The sequence below is a fragment of the Micromonospora sp. WMMA2032 genome (assembly GCF_002688545.1).
In the GTDB taxonomy this organism is placed as follows: Bacteria; Actinomycetota; Actinomycetes; order Mycobacteriales; family Micromonosporaceae; genus Micromonospora; species Micromonospora sediminicola.
Genome location: NZ_CP024052.1, coordinates 4,936,884 through 4,956,356, shown reverse-complemented (window position 1 = coordinate 4,956,356; position 19,473 = coordinate 4,936,884). Strand labels below are relative to the sequence as shown.

Genomic DNA, 19,473 nt, shown 5'->3' with positions numbered 1-19,473 from the left:
GGGTCGGGCCGCCCGGCCCGGATCGTCGCTTTGCCGAGCGGACCGGCGCACGGCGGGGAAAGATGAGGACCGTGCGCGCTGTGACTGTGACCCCGGGCGTCCCCGACTCGCTCCGACTCACCGACGAGTGGCCCGAACCGGAGCCGGAGGAGGGCGCGATCCTGGTCGAGGCGCTGGCGGTGGGCGTCTGCGGCACCGACCACGAGATCATCGCCGGGGAGTACGGCGAGGCGCCGCCGGGACAGGAGCGGCTCGTGCTCGGGCACGAGTCGCTGGGCCGGGTGCTGGAGGACCCGACCGGCACGTTGCACCCGGGCGACCTGGTGGCCGGCGTGGTCCGCCACCCCGACCCGGTACCGTGCGCGAACTGCGCGGTGGACGAGTGGGACATGTGCCGCAACGGTCGGTACACCGAGCACGGCATCAAGGGGCTGCCCGGGTTCGCCCGGGACCGCTGGCGGCTGCAACCCAAGTTCGCCGTCGGCCTGGACGAGGCGCTGGCGTCGGTGGGCATGCTGCTGGAGCCGACCAGCGTGGTGGCGAAGGCCTGGGACCACATCGAGCGGATCGGCCGCCGGGCCGAGTGGAAGCCGAAGACCGCGCTGATCACCGGGGCCGGGCCGATCGGCCTGCTGGCCGCGCTGCTGGCCAGCCAGCGGGAGCTGTCCGTGCACGTGCTGGACCGCAACACCACCGGCCCGAAGCCGGACCTGGTCCGTGCGCTCGGCGCCACGTACCACACGTCGAGCGTCGCCGAGCTGGACCTGCAACCGGACGTGGTGGTCGAGTGCACCGGCGCGCCGCCGGTGGTGCTGGACGCGATGTGCAAGGCCGGCCCCACCGGCATCGTCTGCCTGACCGGCGTCTCCAGCGGCGGCCGGACCATCGACTTCGACGCGGGCGCCCTGAACCGGGAGCTGGTGCTGGAGAACAACGTCGTCTTCGGTTCGGTCAACGCCGGCCGCCGGCACTGGGACCTGGCCGCCCAGGCGCTCGCCCGGGCCGACCGGTCGTGGCTGAACTCGCTGATCACCCGCCGGGTGCCGGTCTCGGCCTACCGGGAGGCGTACGCCTCGACCGGCGAGGACATCAAGGTGGTGCTGGACTTCGCGCAGTGAGGCGGGGCGGGCGCCCCGCTCAGATGCCGGGCAGCCGGCCGTTGCGGAACAGGTCCACGAAGAGCTGGTGGTCCTCGCGGGCCCGGATCCCGTACCGGTGGGCGAAGTCGACCAGGTAGTCGACGAAGCCGTCGGCGTCCGCGTCGACCGCCGCGACGATCGAGTCCTCGGTCGAGTAGTCGACCAGGTCGTGGCTGGACTCGTCGTCGGCCACCGAGTGCATCCGGGCCACCGCGCGGCCCAGGTCGGTGAGCACCCCGCCCAGCTCCTCCGGCTCGTTGACGTCGGCCCAGTCGAGGTCCGCCGCGTACGGGGAGACCTCGGCGACGAGCTGCCCGGCGCCGTCCAGCTCGGTGAACCCCAGCCACGGGTCGGCGTGCGCCTGCAACGCCCGCTGCGACTCGGCGGTGCGGTGCCCCTGGTGCCGGAAGTACGACCGGACCCGCTCGTCGTCGATGTGCCGCGCCACGGCCGGCACCTGGGCCTGCTTCATGTAGATGACGACGTCGTTCTCCAGCGCCTGGGTGTGCCCCTCCAGCAGGAGGTTGTACGAGGGCAGCCCGGCCGAGCCGATGCCGACCCCCTTGCGCAGCACCACGTCCTTGATGGTGGTGGCCACCGGGCGCAGCCGGGAGGTCGACTCCGGCAGCGTGCCCAGGTAGTCCTCGAACGCGGCGCAGACCTTCTCCCGGGTCGCGGCGTCGATCTCGTACACGCCGTCGCCGAGGGAGAAGCGGCGCTCGTAGTTGTCGATCGTGGTCTGCGCGGCGAGCAGGTCCACCCGGGTGCTCAGCCGGGCCTGCTGGAGCACCCGGCGCAGCACGCCGTCCGCGTTCTCCAGCGTGATCGAGCCGATCGCGTCGTCCCCACCGGCGGAGATGGCCCGCAGCTCGGCGAGGTAGGAGCGGGCGAAGCCGGTCACCAGCTCGCCGATCACCCGGTCGGAGAGCGCCTTGGCGTAACCGAGCAGCGCCACGCTCGCGGCCAGGCGCTTGAGGTCCCACGTGAACGGTCCGACGTACGCCTCGTCGAAGTCGTTGACGTTGAACACGAGCTGCCCGGAGGCGTTCATGTAGGTGCCGAAGTTCTCCGCGTGCAGGTCGCCGTGGATCCACACCCGGCTGGTCCGGTCGTCGAGGAACCGCTCGCTGGCGAAGTCGCCGAGCTGGTCGGCGTAGAAGAGCGAGGCGCTGCCCCGGTAGAAGGCGAACGGTGAGGCGGCCATCTTGCGGAACTTCCGGCGGAACGCCGCCGGGTCGATCGCCATGGACGCGCCGAACTCCTCGGTCAGCACGTCGACGATGAAGGCGGAACGCTTCTCCGCGGAGTCGGTCATGGTCCGCAGGCTAGTCCCGCTCCGCCACCCGGCGGTTCAGCCGACCGGGGGACGCACCGGGGGTGCGGTCAGCGCCTCCACCGGCCGCGGGACCGAGTCCGCCGGCGGGGCGAGCCGGTCGGGGCGGGGGACGCCGCCGACGCCGGACTCCTCGGCGGCGATCTTCTCCTGGAGGCGGAGGATGCCGTGCAGCAGCGCCTCCGGCCGCGGCGGGCAGCCGGGCACGTAGACGTCGACCGGGATGAGCTGGTCGACGCCCTTGGTCACCGAGTAGGAGTCCCAGTACGGGCCGCCGCAGTTCGAGCAGGCGCCGAACGAGATCACGTACTTCGGCTCCGGCATCTGGTCGTAGAGCCGCTTGACCGCCGGAGCCATCTTGTCGGTGACGGTGCCGCTGACCACCATGAGGTCGGCCTGCCGGGGGCCGTGGGCGAACGGGATCACGCCGAGCCGCATGAAGTCGTGCCGGCCCATGCTGGTCGCGATGAACTCGATCGCGCAGCAGGCCAGGCCGAAGTTGAACACCCAGAGCGAGTAGCGGCGGCCCCAGTTCAGCACGAACCGGATCGGCTCACCGAGCACGGCCGGCAGCTGCACGTCGGGCCTCCCTCCGCTGTCCCCGGACCGACAGTCAACCACAGCGTCCGGGCCGGAAGTCGGGGCCGGCGGCGGATTGCACGCTTTGCCCCTCGGGGCGACCGGTCGGCTCCCGCGCGAGTAGGTTCCCGGCCACGTGGCCGGCCGGTCGGCCGTCCACGACACGGGGAGGAACACCATGACCGTACGCATCCGACGGCGCGCCGGCCGTCGCCGCCACCCCGACCGTCGCCCCACCCACGCGGGGGCCGGGTCCGTGCGGGTGAGCCGGCTCGACTGACGCCGAGCGCGGAGTCCGCCGGCTACCGGGCGGCGGGCGGACGGCCGCCCCCGCCCTCGTCAGGGTCGACCGAGCGAGGGTCGCCACCGCTCCGCGCGCCCGGGCGGGGTACGGGGCCGACGGCCCGGCCGGCGGTGCCGGCCGGGCCGTAGAGACGGTCAGTTCCCCGCGACGCCGGGGCCGGGGCCGATCCCGGTCGGGCCGAGCCACGCGGTGATCACGGTCGGGCCGGGCCCGATCGGCAGCGGCACGGTCGGGCCGGGGCCGATCTTCGTCGGACCGATCCACCCGGCCAACGCCGACGGACCCGGACCGATCGGCAGCGGCACGGACGGGCCGGGCCCGATCGGCAGCGGCACGGACGGGCCGGGGCCGATGGCCAGTGCGACGGAGGGGCCGGGGCCGATCGCCGCCACGGCGCCGATGCCCAGGGCCAGGCCGGCCAGGCCGGTCGCGCCAACGAGTGTGATCTTCCGGATGTCCATGTCGTGTCCTCCCGTGTCGGTCGTTCCGTTGAGGAAGACGCTACGGATAGGAAAGATCCACATAAACCACCATTAATCTACAAACGTAAATACTTACGATGGTTGTTGGGATTCCCGGAATGTGATCGCCGTCATACGCCCGGAGTTGTCCCCGACCGGACAGTCCCCGCCGGCGTCGACGCGGCAACCCCGCAACCCGGGCCGACGTCTGGGCGTGTGACCGGTGTGACCGCGCCGGCGCCGACGCCGTCCGCGTCGCCGAGCACGGGCGGACCGACGTCGGCCGCGCCGGACGGACGGATCACCCGGGCCCAACTGCTGGCCGCACGGCTCGACCTGCCGGCGTGGCCGCCGAGCGCGGTCTGCACGGCCGGGCCGACCCGGCTCGCCGCCAGCTACCGCAAGGAGGGCGACGTGCTCCTGGAGAAGCTCGCCCACGGGGACGTGGACGGCGACGGCGCGGTCGAGACGGTCGCCCTGCTCCGCTGCCAGATCTTCCAGCAGGGCCCGTCACAGGTGGTGGCGCTCGACCGGGATGCCGACGGCCGGATCGTCGTGCTCGGCCAGGTCACCCGGTCCGCGAGGACGGCGCCCGGGTGGTTGCTGGACACGCAGGTCACCGACCGGGGCACGGTTCGGGTGGAGATGGCGGACCGCTCACCCGGCGGAGGCTGGTCGCTGGACTGGTCGCAGCGTCAGCGCGGTTCCGGCCGACCTGGTCGAGCTGCACCTGCGGATGCAGGTGGGCACGGTCGCGGACGGTGGCGACTGGTCGGCCTGCCGGGACAGGGCGCCGCCGAAGGGACCGATCGTCTGCCGGTTCGGCCCGCTCGGCCCCGGCGCGGAACGGACCTTCCGCTTCGGACTCCGCAACACCAACAGCGCCAGCGGCACCGGCGTCGCCGAGGTGTCGCCGGTCGGCACCGACGCCGACCCGCTGCTGGACCAGGACCAGGACCAGGACCACGAGGACCGCTACACGTACCGCTGAACCACTGTCGGATCTCACCCAGAAAGAGCGCAACCTTCCCGATGAACACTCGCACCGAACGCCGACTGGCCGGCGTCGTGCTCGGCGGTGGCGCCGCGTTGCTGGCGCTCGCCGCTCCGGCCGCCGCCGCCAGCTCCGCCGCCGACGGCTCGGTGGGCCGGCTGGTGCTCGAACCGGCGAACCGCGGCTACCACGGCAACCTGCCGGCGCCCGTGGGCGCCGGCCGGACGTCGTCGGGTCACCAGGCCGGGCGCTGGAGCAGCCCGACGAACTCCGCCAGCAGCCGCTCCCGCACCGGCGCCGGGGCGGCGTCGAGCAGCGTGTTGACCAGCGCCATCCGGTCCGGCGCGCCGGCGCCACCGCCCAGGCCGAGCCCCTCGGCCAGCCCGGCGACCAGCTCCGGGGTGAGCGCCTCCGGGGTGAGGCCGCCGGCCAGCGCCAGCAGGTCCGGCGGCAGCGCGACCGGCCCGGCGGCGCGAGCCGCGGCGACCGCGTCGGCCAGCGCCGGGCCGAACTCGGCCACCCGTGGCGCCACCGCGGCGGTCACCGTGAGGTGCACGCTGGCCGGCAGGTCGGCGTACCGGAGCTGGGGTTGGGTGTGCCAGCCCCGCGCGGTCAGCTCGTCCACCAGCAGGAACAGGTCGAGCGTGGGGTCCTCGGCGGTGAAGCAGACCACCGTGGACTCCGGTTCCGCCATCAACCGCAGGCCGTCGGTCGCCCGCACCGCCGCGGCCAGCCCGGCGACCGCGTCCCGGGTCGACGCCGCCAGCCGCAGGTAGCCGTCCTCGCCGAGATGGCGGAGCGTCGCGTACGCGGCGGCGATCGGTCCGCCGGAGCGGGTGGAGGCGATCACCGGGTTGACCATCGTGTAGCCGGGCCAGTCGGCGTACGCGAAGTACTGCGGGGAGCGCAGCGCCGCGTCCCGGTGCAGCAGCACCGACACCCCCTTCGGGGCGTACGCGTACTTGTGCAGGTCGACCGAGATCGAGGTGACCCCGGGCACGGCGAAGTCGAACGGCGGCACCGGCGCGCCGAGCCGGCGCAGCCAGGGCAGCGCCCAGCCGCCGAAGCAGGCGTCCACGTGGCAGCGGACGCCGGCTCCCGCCGCGACGGCGGCGATCTCCGCGACCGGGTCGACCACGCCGTGCGCGTAGGACGGGGCGGACGCGACGACCAGCACGGTCTCCGGGCGGATCGCGGCGGCCACGTCGGCCCCGGCCGGACGCAGCGTCACCGGGTCGACCGGCACCCGGTCCAGCGCCACCCGCAGGTAGTGCGCCGCCTTGGCGAACGCGGCGTGCGCGCTGGCCGGCACCACGATCCGCGGCTCGGCGAGGTCGGGACGGGCGTCGCGGGCCGCCTTGACCGCGAGCAGCAGCGACTCGGTGCCGCCGCCGGTGACGCTGCCGACCACGTCCGGCGCGTCCGTGCCCGGGCCGCCGCCGAGCAGCCGGGCGGCGGCGGCGACCAGCGCGTTCTCCATCGCCAGCAGCGACGGGAAGGCGGTCGGGTCAAGGCCGTTGACGTGCGCGCTCTCCGCGTACGCGGCCTGGGCCAGCTCGTCCAGCCCGGCCACGCCCGGGTCGTAGACGTAGGCGAAGAGCCGCCCACCGTGCGTGGGTCGGTCGCCGGCCCGCAGCGCCCGGATCTCGTCCAGCACCCGCGGCGCGGGCATCCCCTCGGCGGGCAGCGCGCCCGCACCTGCCGTGTCGGTCATCGGTCTCCGGTGTTCCTCTCGTGACGGTCCGCGGCGGCGGGTGGGACGTGGTGGCTCACGCGCGCACGGTCGGCGGGACGGCGCCGGACGCGCCGGTCAGGTGCGCGGGGGTCAGCGTGTAGCCGCGCAGCAGCACCACCGGGGCGGCGACGAGCAGGGCCGGCAGCACGGTGAAGCCGAGCAGCACGCCGAGCCGGGCGCTGCCCGGCTGGGCCGCCGCCACCCCGGTCGACGACGAGACGTAGCCGGAGAGCTGGAGCACCAGGCCGTAGATGCCCGGCCCCAGGGCCAGTCCGAACGTCTCCCCGGCGGTCCACAGCCCGGTGAACACCCCGGCCTGCCGCCGCCCGGTGCGCGCGGTGTCGTAGGCGATGCAGTCCGGCAGCATGGCCAGCGCGAAGACCTGCTGGCCGGCGTACCCGACGCCGATCACCGCCACCACCGCGTACGCTCCGGCGGCCGGCAGCGCGGGCGCGGTCACCAGGGTGAGCGCGCCGGCGGCGAAGAGCAGCGACGCGGCGACCAGCGACGCCCGCTTGCCGAGCCGGGCGCCGGCCCGGCTCCAGAGCGGCATGACCAGCAGCGCCGGCGCGACGAAGCAGGCGAAGAGCAGCGTCGGGCCGCTGTCCGGCGCGCGCAGCACCTGGTCGGCGAAGTACTTGACGCCGGCCAGCACGGTGGCCACCCCGGCGGACTGGATCACGAAACAGATCAGCAGCACCCGGAACGGCCGGTTGCGGCCGGCGACCGCGAGCTGGGCACGCAGGGTCGGCTCGCTCTCCCCCACCGTCGCAGCCGGGGCGGACCGGGTGCCGAGAAACGCGCCGACCGCGCCGGCCACGATCAGCGCGGCCACGAACAGGCCCATCCAGCGGTGGCCCGGCAGGCCGTCGCCGCCCGCGGCGACCACCGCCGGGGCCACCGCACCGGAGACCAGGATGGCCAGTGCCAGCACCGCGATCCGCCAGGTCATGAGGCGGGTACGCTCCGCCGGGTCGGCGGTCAGCTCGGCCGGCATGGCCACGTAGGGCACCTGGAAGAACGCGAAGGCGGTCGCGGCGGCCAGGAAGGCGAGCGCGACGTACCCGGCGGCGGCCGGACCGTTCCCGAACGGCGCGGCGAAGATCGCGGCGAACAGCACCGCCAGGGCGAGCCCACCGCCGAGCAGGTAGGGCCGGCGGGCGCCCCAGCGGGAGCGGGTCCGGTCGGAGATCCGCCCGGCCACCGGGTTGACCAGCACGTCCCACGCCTTCGGCAGGAGCACCAGCAGCGCGGCCAGCCCGGCCGCCACGCCCAGGGTGTCGGTGAGGTACGGCAGCAGGAGCAGCCCGGGCACGGTGCCGAACGCGCCGGTGGCCAGGGAGCCCAGCGCGTATCCGAGGTGCACCCGGCGGGGCAGGCCCGAAGCTGTCATGGAGCCGAATGCTACTCACGTTATGGTCGCGGTCACATCCCCTCCTCCGGCGACCAGGCGGCCGCCGCCAGGTCCACCCGGTCCCCACGCAACGGGCAGCCCTCCGCGCGCAGCCGGGCCCGGGCCTCCCGCTCGTGTCCCGGCGGGAGCCGGCCGGCCGCGTTCACCACCCGGTGCCACGGCACCCCGCCACCGTGCCGGGCCATGATCGAGCCGACCAGCCGCGCCGATGCCCGCCCGGAGCGTTCCGCCAGCGCGTCGGCCACCGCCCCGTACGACATGGCCCGGCCAGGCGGGATCCGCTCGACCAGCGTCAGCACCGCCTCGACGTATTCGTCAGGTGTCACGAGCTGCCACGATATGGGAACGCGCCACGGTCCCTCCGGGCGCAGCGCGCAGAATGGTCGGGTGCGTGAAGCAGTCACCTCGGCCCGCCGGATCGTGGTCAAGATCGGTTCGTCCTCGCTGACCACCGCGACGGGCGGGCTGGACGACGCCCGGGTCGACGCGCTCGTCGACACGCTCGGCGCGCTCGCCGCCGCCGGTCGCGAGGTCGTGCTGGTCTCCTCCGGCGCGATCGCCGCCGGCCTCGCGCCGCTGCGGCTGCCCCGGCGCCCGCGCGACCTGGCCACCCAGCAGGCCGCCGCCAGCGTCGGCCAGGGCCTGCTCATCGGGCGGTACGCGGCCGCGTTCGCCCGGCACGGGCACACCGTCGGGCAGGTGCTGCTCACCGTCGACGACGTGACCCGGCGGGCGCACTACCGCAACGCGTACCGGACCCTGCGCAAACTGCTCGACCTGCGGGCCGTGCCGATCGTCAACGAGAACGACACGGTGGCGACCGAGGAGATCCGGTTCGGCGACAACGACCGCCTCGCCGCGCTGGTCGCCGCGCTGGTCGACGCCGACCTGCTGGTGCTGCTCTCCGACGTCGACGCGCTCTGGACCGGCGACCCCGCCCGCGCGGGCAGCACCCGCATCACCGAGGTGCGCGGCGAGGGTGACCTGGCCGGCGTCGACGTGGGTGGGGCCGGCCGGGCCGGGGTGGGCACCGGCGGCATGGTGACCAAGGTCGAGGCGGCGCGGATCGCCACCGGCTTCGGGATCCCGGTGGTGCTCACCGCCGCGCCGCTGGCCGGGGCGGCGCTGGCCGGCGAGCCCGTCGGCACCTACTTCCACCCGAGCGCCCGGCGGCCCGCCGCCCGGCTCTTCTGGCTGGCGCACGCCACCGCGCCCCGCGGCCGGCTCCACCTCGACCCCGGCGCGGTGCAGGCCGTGGTCGGCCGGCGCAAGTCGCTGCTGCCGGCCGGGATCACCGCGGTGGACGGCGCGTTCACCGCCGGCGACCCGGTGGACCTGGTCGACACCGCCGGCGCGCCGGTGGCCCGGGGCCTGGTCAACTACGACGCGGTGGAACTGCCCGGCCTGCTCGGGCGCTCCACCTCGGAGCTGGCCGCGGCGCTCGGCCCGGCCTACGAACGTGAGGTCGTCCACCGCGACGACCTCGTTTTGCTGTAAGCAGGGGCCCCTTGTTAACGCATTCTGCATAACAAGGGGCCCCTCCTAACACCTGAGGAGCGCAGATGAGCGTCGTCGAGCAGGCCCGCCGGGCCCGGGACGCGGCGGAGGTCCTGGCCACGGCCACCCGTACGGTCAAGGACGCCGCGCTGCACGCGATGGCCGACGCGCTCGTGGCGCGTACCCCGGAGATCCTGGCGGCGAACGCGACGGACCTGGCGGCCGGGCGCGACGCCGGGTTGTCCGCGGCCGTGCTGGACCGGCTCGCCCTCGACGGGGGCCGGGTGGCCGCCATCGCCGACGCGCTGCGCGAGATGGCCGCGCTGCCCGACCCGGTCGGTGCGGTGGTGCGCGGCTCGACCCTGCCGAACGGGCTGGAGCTGCGTCAGGTCCGGGTGCCGTTCGGGGTGGTCGGCATCGTCTACGAGGGCCGGCCGAACGTAACCGTCGACGCCGCCGGCATCTGCCTGAAGTCGGGCAACGCGGCACTGCTGCGCGGCTCCTCCTCGGCGGCGCACTCCAACGCCGCCCTGGTCGGGGTGCTCCGCGACGCGGTCGCCGGCGCCGGCCTGCCGGCGGACGCGGTGCAACTGCTCGACTCCTCCTCGCGCGACTCGGTCAAGGAGCTGATGCGCGCCCGGGGCCTGGTCGACGTGCTGATCCCGCGCGGCGGCGCGTCGCTGATCCGCGCCGTGGTCGAGGAGTCGACGGTGCCGGTGATCGAGACCGGCGTGGGCAACTGCCACGTGTACGTGGACGCCGCCGCCGACCTCGACAAGGCGCTGGCGGTCACGCTGAACGCCAAGACGCAGCGGCTGTCCACCTGCAACACGGCCGAGTCGCTGCTGGTCCACCGCGCCGTCGCGGACGTCTTCCTGCCGGTCGTGCTGGCCGCCTTCGCCGAGGCCGGCGTGACCGTCCACGGCACCCCCGAGGTCGCCGCGCACTCCGCCGGGGTGGTCGCGGCGACCGACGAGGACTTCGCCACCGAATACCTCTCGGCCGACATCTCGGTCGCCGTGGTCGACTCCCTGGACGACGCGGTCGCGCACATCCGCCGGTACGGCACCGGCCACACCGAGGCCATCGTCACCGACTCGCAGCGGACGGCCCGGGAGTTCGTGGCCCGGGTGGACGCCGCCGCGGTCATGGTCAACGCGTCGACCCGCTTCACCGACGGCGGCGAGTTCGGCTTCGGCGCCGAGATCGGCATCTCGACGCAGAAGCTGCACGCCCGCGGGCCGATGGGCCTGCCGGAGCTGACCAGCACCAAGTACGTGGTCACCGGCGACGGCCACGTCCGCTGATCCGCCCACGGCTCCGCGTCCGCCCGCCCACGTCCTCGTCACCCACCACACCTCGCACGAGATCTTGGAAGGAAACGGCCCTCAGAAGGGCCACTTCCTTCCAAGATCCGGCGCGCGGTCCGGCGTGGGGCATTGTCGCGGCGCCCCTTCCCGGAACTCCCGCACTCCCGCCCGCCTTTTCGTCGATCTTGGCGTTGTGGCACCTCGGACAACGGGGTCAATCCGACATGCTGGGCGCCACAACTCCATGATCGACGGGCGGCGCGGGTGAGACCGGGTGCCCGGCGAGCGAAGCGGGGGCCGGGACGGGGAGCGAGGTCGGATCTGCGACGAGGGCCGGGGGCGAACCTGGAACGAAGCCTGTGTGCAGGTCGGGCGCGGCACCGGAGGACCTGTCGGGGGCGGAACGCGGGGCGTGGGCGGAGGACGCGTCGGGGGCGGTACGCGGGGCCGGCGCGGCCGGCAGCGCGACGATGCGCGGCACCACGAACGGCGCGCCGGACACCGGCGCCTCGGGGGCGCTCGGGCGGCAGGCCCGGATCGCGCGCAGCGTGGTGTGCACGTCGAACTGGTGGCCGTCGTCGCTGTCCCAGCCGCCGTCGCTGCGCTGGGTCTCGGCCAACCGCCGCCGCGCCGACACCAGCAGCCACTGCTCCTCGCCCACCTCCACCCGCCGCAGCGTGGCGGCGAGCCAGGCCACGTCGGCCGGGGACATGCCGGGGATCCGGTCGGCGAGCACGGCCTGGATCCGGGCCGACTCGTAGTACATCTGCTGGCGGTGCAGCACGGCCGCGGCTAGCCAGCCGGCCGGCAGGAACGACGGCCAGCTCCCGTCCGCCGCGAGCCGCCCGGCCAGCGCCTGGGCCGCCGCCTGGACCACCCCGGCGTACGCCCCGCCGACGCGGTGGTCGAGCGGGCCGGCGGCGCGGGCGTCGAGCCCGGCCACGGTGAGCCAGAACCCGGCGTTCGCGGTCAGGTAGAACCGGGCCTCGGGATCGCCGGGCGTGGCCCACTCCGGCGCGAACCCGGCCAGCGACGGGTGCTCGTCCCAGCCCCCGTCGGCGAGCTGGCGGACGGCCAGCCAGTCGAGCGCGTGTCGGGCGGCGGGACGGCCGAGCGCGCCCAGGTCGTCCAGCTCGGACAGCCGGAAGCAGGTCGCGTCGACGGACGCCACCTCGCCGTCGAGCACGGCGGGCCAGCCGCCGCCGACGGCCTGGCCGGACTCCGCCGCGTCGAGCAGTTCCGGCGGCACCGGCGCGCCGGTGCGCAGCCGCGACAACCGGGCGCGGTCCACCGCGTCCCCGTGCGCCACGACGAACCCGATCGCCGCTTCCAGATCCACCACGCAGGCGACGCTACCTGCGCCGACGCGGTTACGCCTCGGTAGCTCGGTCAGAGGTGGCCCGGCCCACCGGTGACACGCCGAGGGCCCTTCCGGCGCACCGGAAGGGCCCTCGGGACATCGACGTCAGTACGCGGGCAGCGACGGGTCGATCTGCTTGACCCAGGACAGCACACCGCCCTGCACGTGCACGGCGTCCTTGAACCCGGCCGCCTTGAGCGCGGCGAGCGCCTCGGCGGACCGGACGCCCGACTTGCAGTGCAGCACGATCTGCCGGTCCTGCGGGAGCTTCGCCAGCGCCTCGCCGGAGATGATCTCGCCCTTGGGGATCAGCGTCGAGCCGGGGATCCGGACGATCTCGTACTCGGCGGGTTCGCGGACGTCGACCAGGAAGATGTCCTTGCCGGCGTCCTGCCACTCCTTCAGCTCCAGGGCGGTGATGGTCGAGTCGACCACCGCCTCCTGGGCCTCCTCGGAGACCGCGCCGCAGAAGTCCTCGTAGTCCTCCAGCAGGTCGGTGACCGTGGGGTTCTCGCCGCAGAGCGCGCAGTTCGGGTCCTTGCGGACCTTGATCTTGCGGTAGCTCATCTCCAGGGCGTCGTAGACCATGAGCCGGCCGACCAGCGGCTCGCCGATGCCGGCGAGCAGCTTGATCGCCTCGTTGACCTGGATCGACCCGATGGACGCGCAGAGCACGCCGAGCACGCCGCCCTCGGCGCAGGAGGGGACCATGCCGGGCGGCGGCGGCTCCGGGTAGAGGCAGCGGTAGCAGGGGCCGTGCTCGGCCCAGAACACCGACGCCTGGCCGTCGAAGCGGTAGATCGAACCCCAGACGTACGGCTTGCCGAGCAGCACGGCCGCGTCGTTGACCATGTAGCGGGTGGCGAAGTTGTCGGTGCCGTCGACGATCAGGTCGTAGCGGGAGAAGATGTCCCGCACGTTCTCCCGGTCCAGCGCGGTGTTGTGGATCTCCACGTTGACCAGCGGGTTGATCTCCCGGATCGAGGCCGCGGCGGACTCGGCCTTGGGCCGGCCGACGTCGGAGACGCCGTGGATGATCTGGCGCTGGAGGTTCGACTCGTCGACGGTGTCGAAGTCGATGATGCCGAGCGTGCCGACGCCGGCGGCGGCGAGGTACATCAGCGCGGGCGAGCCGAGACCGCCGGCGCCGACGCAGAGCACCCGGGCGTTCTTCAGCCGCTTCTGCCCCTCGACCCCGACGTCCGGGATGATCAGGTGGCGCGAGTAGCGGCGGATCTCGTCTACGGTCAGCTCGGCGGCGGGCTCGACGAGCGGGGGCAACGACACGGTGGACTCCCCGGGATCGGCGGTGGGACCGCGCCATTGTCGCTCGCCCGGGTGGGGATCGGCCATGATGAGGGACACTCGGCCCGAACTGCGGGACCGGGAATAACTCAGACGCCGTCGGTCGGCTCGCCGTCGTAGCGGACCCCGTCGACGTACGGCCAGGCGTTGGGCACGCAGCCGTCCAGCCCGTACGTCTGCTGTTGCATCACCGGCGCGGGGGCGCCGGGCGCGGGACAGGCCTGGTGCAGCTCGCCGAACTCGTGGCCGACCTCGTGGTTGACCACGTAGGTCCGGTAGACCTCCAGCGGGGCGCCGTAGTCGGGGACCGCCGACATCCAGCGGGCCAGGTTGAGGATCACCCGGCCGGGCAGCCGGCAGGACGTGTACCGCTCGGTGCGCAGCCCGCCCTCGGCGCACATCCGCTCCGAGGTGGCCGGGGTGGCCAGGTAGACGGTGAAGTCGGCGGCGGCCGCCTCGGGCACCCGCTGCACCCGTAGCTCCCCGGAGGCGATCCAGCTGCGCGGGTCGCCGAGCACCGCGTCCACGGTGGCGGCGAACTCGTCGGCGTCCTGACCCGTACCCTGCTCGACCTCGACCCGGTAGCGGCGCAGCGGGCCGGCCTGGCCGCGTACCTCCGATCGGCCCTCGGCCACGGCGAAGGTGCCGGGACCGGCGGTGGGATAGCCGGTCGGGGCCGCCGGGATCTCGGCCTCGGCGCCCTGGGCGAGCGGCGGCACGGCGGCGAGCGGGACCCGCTCGGTGCGCGGCGGCTCGCTCAGTCGGGTGATCCCCAGGGCGCCGCCGCCGGCCGCGAGCATCATGGTCAGCAGCAGCACCGACCGCCGCCGGCGGCGGCGCATCCGGCGCAGGCCGGGTCGTTCGGGCGCGGCAGGCGGGTCGTAAGGGGACGACGACGTCATGCCACCAGCGTGCCACGCAATTCGGGCATTTAGCTGCTTTTGCGGCGCAAGCCGCGAGAATCCCTCACGACCGCGTTCAGAGCGCCGGACCGGTGTACCGCTTCCCGCCCAGGTACGGCCACGGGTTCGGCCGGCACCCGTCGAGGAACAGGGTCTGCTGCTGCATCACCGGCGCCGGCCGGCCCGCACCCGGACAGGCCTCGTGGTGGTGCCCCAACTGGTGCCCCACCTCGTGGTTGACCACGTAGAGCCGGTAGGTGTCGAGCGGCATCCGCGCGGCCACCAGGTGCGGGGCGGACGTGCGCCACCGGTCCAGGTTGATCACGACCTTGCCCGGCACCCGGCACGACGTGTACGGCACCCCGCCCTTGCGGATGTCGATCCCACCCGCCCCGCACAGCCGGCCCGCCGTGTCCCGGGTGGCCAGATAGATCGTGAAGTCGTACCGCTCCCCCGGGGCGACCCGCTGCAACCGCAACCGGCCGCCGTCCACCCAGCTCCCCGGCCCGGTCAGGGCCCGCTGCACCGCCCCACCGAAGGCGCGGACGTCCTCGCCGGAGCCGTTCTCCACCGCCACCCGGAACCGGCGCAGCGTCCCGGCCGTCCCGAGCACGCCGCTGGTCCGGTCGTCGTAGCCGAAGCTGCCCCGGCCGTGCGCCGGCACCGGGCCGGGCAGAGCCAGCACGGGCGCCGCCGGTGAGCTGGGCGCCGGGGACGGCGACGGGGAGACGCTCGGCGGCGGGGCCGGCACGGGCGGTGCCGGCGGCTGGGCCGCGAACCCGTCCGTGACCAGCACCTCGGCCCCGGCCGACGGAAGTTGCAACGCGACCCCGACACCGACCGCGGCAGCGGCGGCGAAGGCGCAGACCACGACGGCGGAACGCCATCGGCGGGCAGGAGACGTGGACCGCGCGGCACGCGGACGGCGGGAGCTGGGCATCCGGCTCAGACTGCCACGTCGCGCCCGGTTCCGCTCTCCTCCGTTCCGGTGACCATGGCCCTGGCCTGCGCTTCCGTCCCGTTCGGGGCCGGCGTGGCGGCCTCGGCCAGCAACGCCAGCACCGCCCGCGCCACGGTCCGGGGCACCTCCAGCTGGGCCACGTGACCGACGCCGTCGAGCAGCAGCAGCCGACTGTCCGGGATCACCCGGGCGGCCTGCGGCGCGACCCGCACGTCGACCAGGCGGTCCTGCCGGCCACCCACCACCAGCGTGGGCACCCGCACCGCCGCGGCCTGCCGCCAGAGCGCGCCGGCCCCCGGCAGGTAAGACCGCAGGAAGCTGCCCACCAGGCCCCGGAACGTCCGGACGTACGCGGCGGCGTAGTGGGCCGCCTCGTACCGGATCCGGATCTCGTCGATCGCCTCCTGCCGGCGCTGCTCGCTGATCCGGGTCAGGTCCGCGACGCACGACTCCATCACCTGCTGGGCCATCACCTCCGGGGCGAGCTGGGCCAGCCGCCAGGCGGCCAACCGCTCACCCCGGGGGATGGCCAGCAACGGCAGCATCCGCCCCTGCAACGAACGCCGGAAGTCGAGGAACGGCAGCGCGGGCGAGATCAGCGTGAGCGTCCGGACCAGGTCCGGCCGGAGGGCGGCCACCCGCACCGCGACGGCGCCGCCGAGCGAGTTGCCGAACAGGTGCACCGGCCCCCGGTCGCTGTGCTCGATCCAGCTCACCACCCGGTCGGCGAACGCCGGGATGGTGTAGCGCCGCCCGGGCTCGCTGCGCCCGAACCCGGGCAGGTCGATCGCCTGGCCGTCGAGCCGCCCCGCGAGCAGGCCGGCCAGGTCGGTCCAGTTCTGCGCCGAGCCGCCGAGACCGTGCACGTAGAGGGCCGGCTCGGCGCCGGGCGCGGTGGCCGGGGTGTCCCGGACGTGGACGAGCGTCCCGTCGAGACGGACGTGCCGACCCGGCCACGGCGGCGGGACGTGGTGCGCGGGAAGGACATGGTCCGGCCAGAGTTCGGCGCGTTTCATGGTTCCAGTCTTCCCCGCCCCGGCCCGACCGCACACCGCGACCGGGCTGTCAGGCGAGCAACGCCTCCAACCGCCGGTTCACCGCGGCGAGGGTGGCCCGGACCACCGCCTGCCGGGGGTCGCCCGCGACCAGCGCCGACCCGGCCAACTGCTCCACCCAGCCGTCGCAGACCAGCAGCACCACCACGGTCGCCACCTCGCAGTTGCCGAACGGCACCACGGCGGCGTGCTCGACGAAGCACCGCCCGCGCTCACCGGCCGGGACGACCCGGCCGAGCAGCTCGTCCACCGCGGCGGCCGCGGCCACCGCGCAGAGCCGGAGCACGTACCCGTCGACGGCCGGCCCGGTCGCGTGCCCCTCGGCCGTGCGGTCGCCGGCGATCAGGCGCACCTCGGTGGTCGCGTCCAGCCCGAACGTGCTCACCAGGACGTGCTCGATCACCACCCGGGGACCCGGGACGCCGCCGGTGTCCAGCGGTCGCGACGGCGCGGTCTCCGTCGTGGTCATCTGCCCACCGGCGTACGAGGTGCCCAGCGTGACCGGGCTGCCGGTGGACATGCCGGTCGGCGCGGCCGCCAGCGACGTCTCCTCCACCGTGGCCCGACCCCGGTGGGCGGCCTGCCGGCGACGGCGGGGCGGCTCGTCGCCGTCCGCGGGCACGTCGGCCGGCCGGCCGGCACGCGACTCCACCCCGCCGAACCGGCCCTCGCCGGACCGGTTCTCGGCGGGCCGGTTGGCGGCGGGTCGCACCACGCCGGTACGCGCCGACGTGTCGTCCTCGGTCGGCCCGGACGGCACCGCACCCGGCTCGTCGACGGGCCGGGACTGCGGCGTGACGGACCGGGGGTCGGCCGTCGGGACCGACCGGCCCTCGGCGACGCGCGCCGCGGCGGACCGCCGGCGGACCGGCGGCGGCGGCAGGGCCGGCGCGCCGGGCAGGTTCTGCGGGGCGGCGGCCAGGCCCATCCGTTCCTGGAGCAGGCGGGCCACCACCCGGCTCACCTCGGCCGGGTCCGCGCCGTCGGCCAGGTCGAGCCGGAGGCTGTGCGCGCCGGCGGGGGTACGCCGGAGCGCGGCGTCCCGGACGCCGGCCACCTCACGGACCGCGTCGAGGATGGCGTTGACGTCGAAGCCCTCCGGCCGCTCGCGCAGCGGCGCGGGCTCGTCGTCGCGCCGCAGGTGGGTGGCGATACGGGCGAGTTCGGGAGTCTCGGCGGACGGTTCCACGGCTGGCGGCTCCGGCACGACGGGCACGTCCGGCTCGGCGGGGACGCGCTGCGGCAGCACCGCCGGGGGCGACTCCGCCGACCGGGGCTCGGCGACCGCGTCGGCGGCCGGCACCGGCTCGGGGGCGGACCGGCGGGCCGCGTAGGGAGGTGCGCTCGTCGGGTGGGGCGCGGGGTCGAAGCGCGTCGTCCCACTGGTGGCGGGGACGGCGGAGACCGGCCGGGTGGTGGCCGGTGCGACGGACTGCTCGGACCCGGCCGGCGGTTGCCGGGGGTCGGCGGGGGGCTCGCCGGCGGCACGCGGGGACGGCACGGGAGCCGGTCCGGCGGACGGCGGCGCGGCGGGCGCGGAGAGGTAGCCGGCGAACGGCTCACCGGCCGGCGCGGGCGCGTAACTCGCGGACGGCGGGCCGGACGGCGCCGACGGGTGGGGTGGACCGGCCGGCGCGGGCGCGTACGCCGCGGACGGCGGGCCGGTGGGCGCCTCCCGGGAGGCCGGCGGGGCGCTGGTCGGCTCGGCGGGCGCGGACCCGCCGAACGGGGTCACCGGCACCGGCGGGCCGGCCCAGGAGGGGCGCTCGGCGGACGGCTCGTAGCCCGGCCGCGGCTCCGGTTCGGACCGGGGCAGGCGGAACGGCCGGGTCGGCTCGGGGTGCGCCGGTTCCGGGCCGGCGGACGGCTCCGCGCGCACCGGCTCGTACGGGCGGACCGGCTCGGGGCGGGGCGGTTCGTAGCCGACGGGCGGCTCGACGCCGGCCGGCGCGTACGGCCGCACCGGCTCGGGCGCCCACTCGGCCGCGCGGTCCTCCCGGGCGGCGCGACGGCCGACCGGCTCGTCGTCCCGTGCCGGGCGCTCGGCGGGCTCGTCGTCCCGTGCCGCCCGCCGCCCGACCGGCTCGTCGGCGCGGGCCCACGGCGGGGCCCAGCCGTCGCCCCAGCTCGGCCTGTTCCAGGACGGGCCGGACCAGTCCGGCTCGCCGACCGGGCCCGCGCCCGGGTCGTCGGGCACTGCGCCCCGGTGCTCGGTCGGGCCCCGGTGCTCGGCGGCGCCCGGGTGATCGGCGGCGGCCCGGTGGTCGGACGCGCCCGGGTGCTCGGCGGCGGCCCGCGGCTCGGCGGCCGGTCCCCGCCCCTCGGCGGGTCGGTGCTCGGCCGGGTGGCGGGGCGGCTGCTCGGCCGGGTCGCGGGGCGACTGCTCGGCCCGACCGGGATCGGCGACCGACGGCTGCCCGGGGGCCCGGTCGGCCCAACCCCGGGAGAGCGACGGGGCCGGCTCGGTGGTGGGCGCGTGGAAGCCCGGGGGCACCTCGAAACCGGAGGCGGCGGCCCCGACCGGCGGCACCTGGAGGGCCGGGGGCGCGGAGGTCGGGCCGCCCTCGGGCCAGCGGGGGAGCCGGCCGGCGGACGTCTCGTCCGAGGCGTGCCGGGAGCCGGCGGAGTCGACCCCGGGCGGCTGCTGCTCGATCGCGGGCGCCGGGCGGGGCGCCGGCACGGCCAGCCGGTCACCGTCGGTCTCCCGGGGTGGCTCGCCGCCCACCGGCGGGGCGCTCACCGGCGCCTGGCGGGTCACGGGCGGCTCCTCCCCCGGGTGGCGCACGCCGTTGACGTGTCGCCCGTTGAGCCGGGCCGGCGACTCCTCGGTCGCGGGTTGGCCGGGCGGGGCCGGCAGGTCACCGTGCCTCGGCGAGGAGGCGACCCAACTGCCGCCGAGGTCGCCGTAGGGCCAGCCACCGGGCGCGGGCGCGCCCCGGGACCAGCCGTTCGCCGGGGGCGCCCATCCGCCGCCGGTGCGGGCCGGGTCGTCGTGCTGGCCCGTCCCGTCGCCGTGCTCTCCCGGGGTGGCGGCTCCGGGTTGCCCTGTTTCACTCACCGCGCGCTCCTTGGTCGCCCCCGCTGAGGCTACCGTGTGGTGACAGTGGCGATAAGTTACAGCGGC

At 75.6% G+C, this 19,473-nt stretch carries 15 protein-coding genes and 1 pseudogene; 4 read left to right on the top strand and 12 right to left on the bottom strand.

Going from position 1 to position 19,473, the window contains the following annotated elements; genetic code table 11:
* The first annotated feature begins 71 nt into the window (after positions 1-71).
* Positions 72-1,118 carry a glucose 1-dehydrogenase gene (locus tag CO540_RS22980; RefSeq protein ID WP_172967914.1) on the top strand — a complete coding sequence of 349 codons (1,047 nt, stop codon included), beginning with the start codon at positions 72-74 and terminating at the stop codon, positions 1,116-1,118.
* Positions 1,119-1,137: 19 nt separating this feature from the next.
* On the opposite strand, the gene CO540_RS22975 is transcribed toward CO540_RS22980, so the two are convergent.
* The 3 genes from CO540_RS22975 to CO540_RS22965 all read right to left on the bottom strand — a co-directional run bounded on the left by CO540_RS22975 (position 1,138) and on the right by CO540_RS22965 (position 3,816).
* Positions 1,138-2,454 carry a DUF2252 domain-containing protein gene (locus CO540_RS22975; protein WP_099163613.1) on the bottom strand — a complete coding sequence of 439 codons (1,317 nt, stop codon included), beginning with the start codon at positions 2,452-2,454 and terminating at the stop codon, positions 1,138-1,140.
* A 36-nt stretch (positions 2,455-2,490) separates the two neighbouring features.
* Entirely contained in the window at positions 2,491-3,051 is a 561-nt protein-coding gene (locus tag CO540_RS22970; protein WP_091569900.1) for an NADH-quinone oxidoreductase subunit B, read from the bottom strand.
* A 438-nt stretch (positions 3,052-3,489) separates the two neighbouring features.
* On the bottom strand, positions 3,490-3,816 hold the full coding sequence (locus CO540_RS22965; RefSeq protein ID WP_099163612.1) for a hypothetical protein: 327 nt from the start codon (positions 3,814-3,816) through the stop codon (positions 3,490-3,492).
* A 736-nt stretch (positions 3,817-4,552) separates the two neighbouring features.
* Here CO540_RS22965 and CO540_RS22960 point away from each other — a divergent pair.
* Complete coding sequence (locus tag CO540_RS22960) at positions 4,553-4,807, top strand: hypothetical protein (protein ID WP_099163611.1); 255 nt, start codon at positions 4,553-4,555, stop codon at positions 4,805-4,807.
* A gap of 238 nt (positions 4,808-5,045) precedes the next feature.
* Here CO540_RS22960 and CO540_RS22955 read toward each other — a convergent pair whose 3' ends face one another.
* Genes CO540_RS22955 through CO540_RS22945 form a run of 3 tightly spaced genes read right to left on the bottom strand, consistent with a single transcriptional unit; the run spans position 5,046 to position 8,285 of the window.
* Positions 5,046-6,524, bottom strand: coding sequence for an aminotransferase class V-fold PLP-dependent enzyme (locus CO540_RS22955; protein ID WP_099163610.1), 1,479 nt, complete (start codon positions 6,522-6,524; stop codon positions 5,046-5,048).
* 55 nt (positions 6,525-6,579) lie between these two features.
* The gene (locus tag CO540_RS22950) at positions 6,580-7,938 is read right to left on the bottom strand and encodes an MFS transporter (protein WP_099163609.1); all 1,359 of its coding nucleotides are present in this window, start codon (positions 7,936-7,938) and stop codon (positions 6,580-6,582) included.
* A 32-nt stretch (positions 7,939-7,970) separates the two neighbouring features.
* Positions 7,971-8,285, bottom strand: a complete 315-nt coding sequence (locus CO540_RS22945; RefSeq protein ID WP_091569870.1) for an MGMT family protein — start codon at positions 8,283-8,285, stop codon at positions 7,971-7,973.
* A gap of 13 nt (positions 8,286-8,298) precedes the next feature.
* Between CO540_RS22945 and proB the strand changes: the two genes are divergently transcribed.
* Positions 8,299-9,456 (top strand): glutamate 5-kinase, encoded by a 1,158-nt coding sequence (gene proB / locus CO540_RS22940; protein WP_099163608.1) that lies wholly within the window; start codon positions 8,299-8,301, stop codon positions 9,454-9,456.
* A gap of 65 nt (positions 9,457-9,521) precedes the next feature.
* The gene (locus CO540_RS22935) at positions 9,522-10,763 is read left to right on the top strand and encodes a glutamate-5-semialdehyde dehydrogenase (RefSeq protein WP_099163607.1); all 1,242 of its coding nucleotides are present in this window, start codon (positions 9,522-9,524) and stop codon (positions 10,761-10,763) included.
* 526 nt (positions 10,764-11,289) lie between these two features.
* Here CO540_RS22935 and CO540_RS22930 read toward each other — a convergent pair.
* The 6 genes and pseudogenes from CO540_RS22930 to CO540_RS22905 all read right to left on the bottom strand — a co-directional run.
* Positions 11,290-12,159: pseudogene (locus CO540_RS22930) on the bottom strand (hypothetical protein); the annotation flags it as partial.
* A gap of 72 nt (positions 12,160-12,231) precedes the next feature.
* A complete protein-coding gene (moeZ, locus tag CO540_RS22925) occupies positions 12,232-13,479 on the bottom strand; it encodes an adenylyltransferase/sulfurtransferase MoeZ (RefSeq protein WP_172967913.1) in 1,248 nt (415 codons plus the stop codon).
* A 41-nt stretch (positions 13,480-13,520) separates the two neighbouring features.
* Positions 13,521-14,333, bottom strand: coding sequence for a DUF3152 domain-containing protein (locus CO540_RS22920; RefSeq protein ID WP_099163605.1), 813 nt, complete (start codon positions 14,331-14,333; stop codon positions 13,521-13,523).
* A 76-nt stretch (positions 14,334-14,409) separates the two neighbouring features.
* Positions 14,410-15,273: a DUF3152 domain-containing protein gene (locus CO540_RS22915; RefSeq protein ID WP_099163604.1), complete on the bottom strand. Its 864-nt coding sequence runs from the start codon at positions 15,271-15,273 to the stop codon at positions 14,410-14,412.
* 5 nt (positions 15,274-15,278) lie between these two features.
* A complete protein-coding gene (locus CO540_RS22910) occupies positions 15,279-16,310 on the bottom strand; it encodes an alpha/beta fold hydrolase (protein WP_099163603.1) in 1,032 nt (343 codons plus the stop codon).
* A gap of 49 nt (positions 16,311-16,359) precedes the next feature.
* On the bottom strand, positions 16,360-19,407 hold the full coding sequence (locus CO540_RS22905; RefSeq protein WP_099163602.1) for a hypothetical protein: 3,048 nt from the start codon (positions 19,405-19,407) through the stop codon (positions 16,360-16,362).
* Positions 19,408-19,473 lie beyond the last annotated feature (66 nt).

Bases quoted from the DNA above. Each gene is read 5' to 3' on its own strand.
- CO540_RS22975 (WP_099163613.1), bottom strand. From the start codon at position 2,454: ATGACCGACTCCGCGGAGAAGCGTTCCGCCTTCATCGTCGACGTGCTG.
- CO540_RS22965 (WP_099163612.1), bottom strand. From the start codon at position 3,816: ATGGACATCCGGAAGATCACACTCGTTGGCGCGACCGGCCTGGCCGGC.
- CO540_RS22960 (WP_099163611.1), top strand. From the start codon at position 4,553: ATGCAGGTGGGCACGGTCGCGGACGGTGGCGACTGGTCGGCCTGCCGG.
- CO540_RS22955 (WP_099163610.1), bottom strand. From the start codon at position 6,524: ATGACCGACACGGCAGGTGCGGGCGCGCTGCCCGCCGAGGGGATGCCC.
- CO540_RS22950 (WP_099163609.1), bottom strand. From the start codon at position 7,938: ATGACAGCTTCGGGCCTGCCCCGCCGGGTGCACCTCGGATACGCGCTG.
- proB (WP_099163608.1), top strand. From the start codon at position 8,299: ATGGGAACGCGCCACGGTCCCTCCGGGCGCAGCGCGCAGAATGGTCGG.
- CO540_RS22935 (WP_099163607.1), top strand. From the start codon at position 9,522: ATGAGCGTCGTCGAGCAGGCCCGCCGGGCCCGGGACGCGGCGGAGGTC.
- moeZ (WP_172967913.1), bottom strand. From the start codon at position 13,479: ATGGCCGATCCCCACCCGGGCGAGCGACAATGGCGCGGTCCCACCGCC.
- CO540_RS22920 (WP_099163605.1), bottom strand. From the start codon at position 14,333: ATGACGTCGTCGTCCCCTTACGACCCGCCTGCCGCGCCCGAACGACCC.
- CO540_RS22915 (WP_099163604.1), bottom strand. From the start codon at position 15,273: ATGCCCAGCTCCCGCCGTCCGCGTGCCGCGCGGTCCACGTCTCCTGCC.
- CO540_RS22910 (WP_099163603.1), bottom strand. From the start codon at position 16,310: ATGAAACGCGCCGAACTCTGGCCGGACCATGTCCTTCCCGCGCACCAC.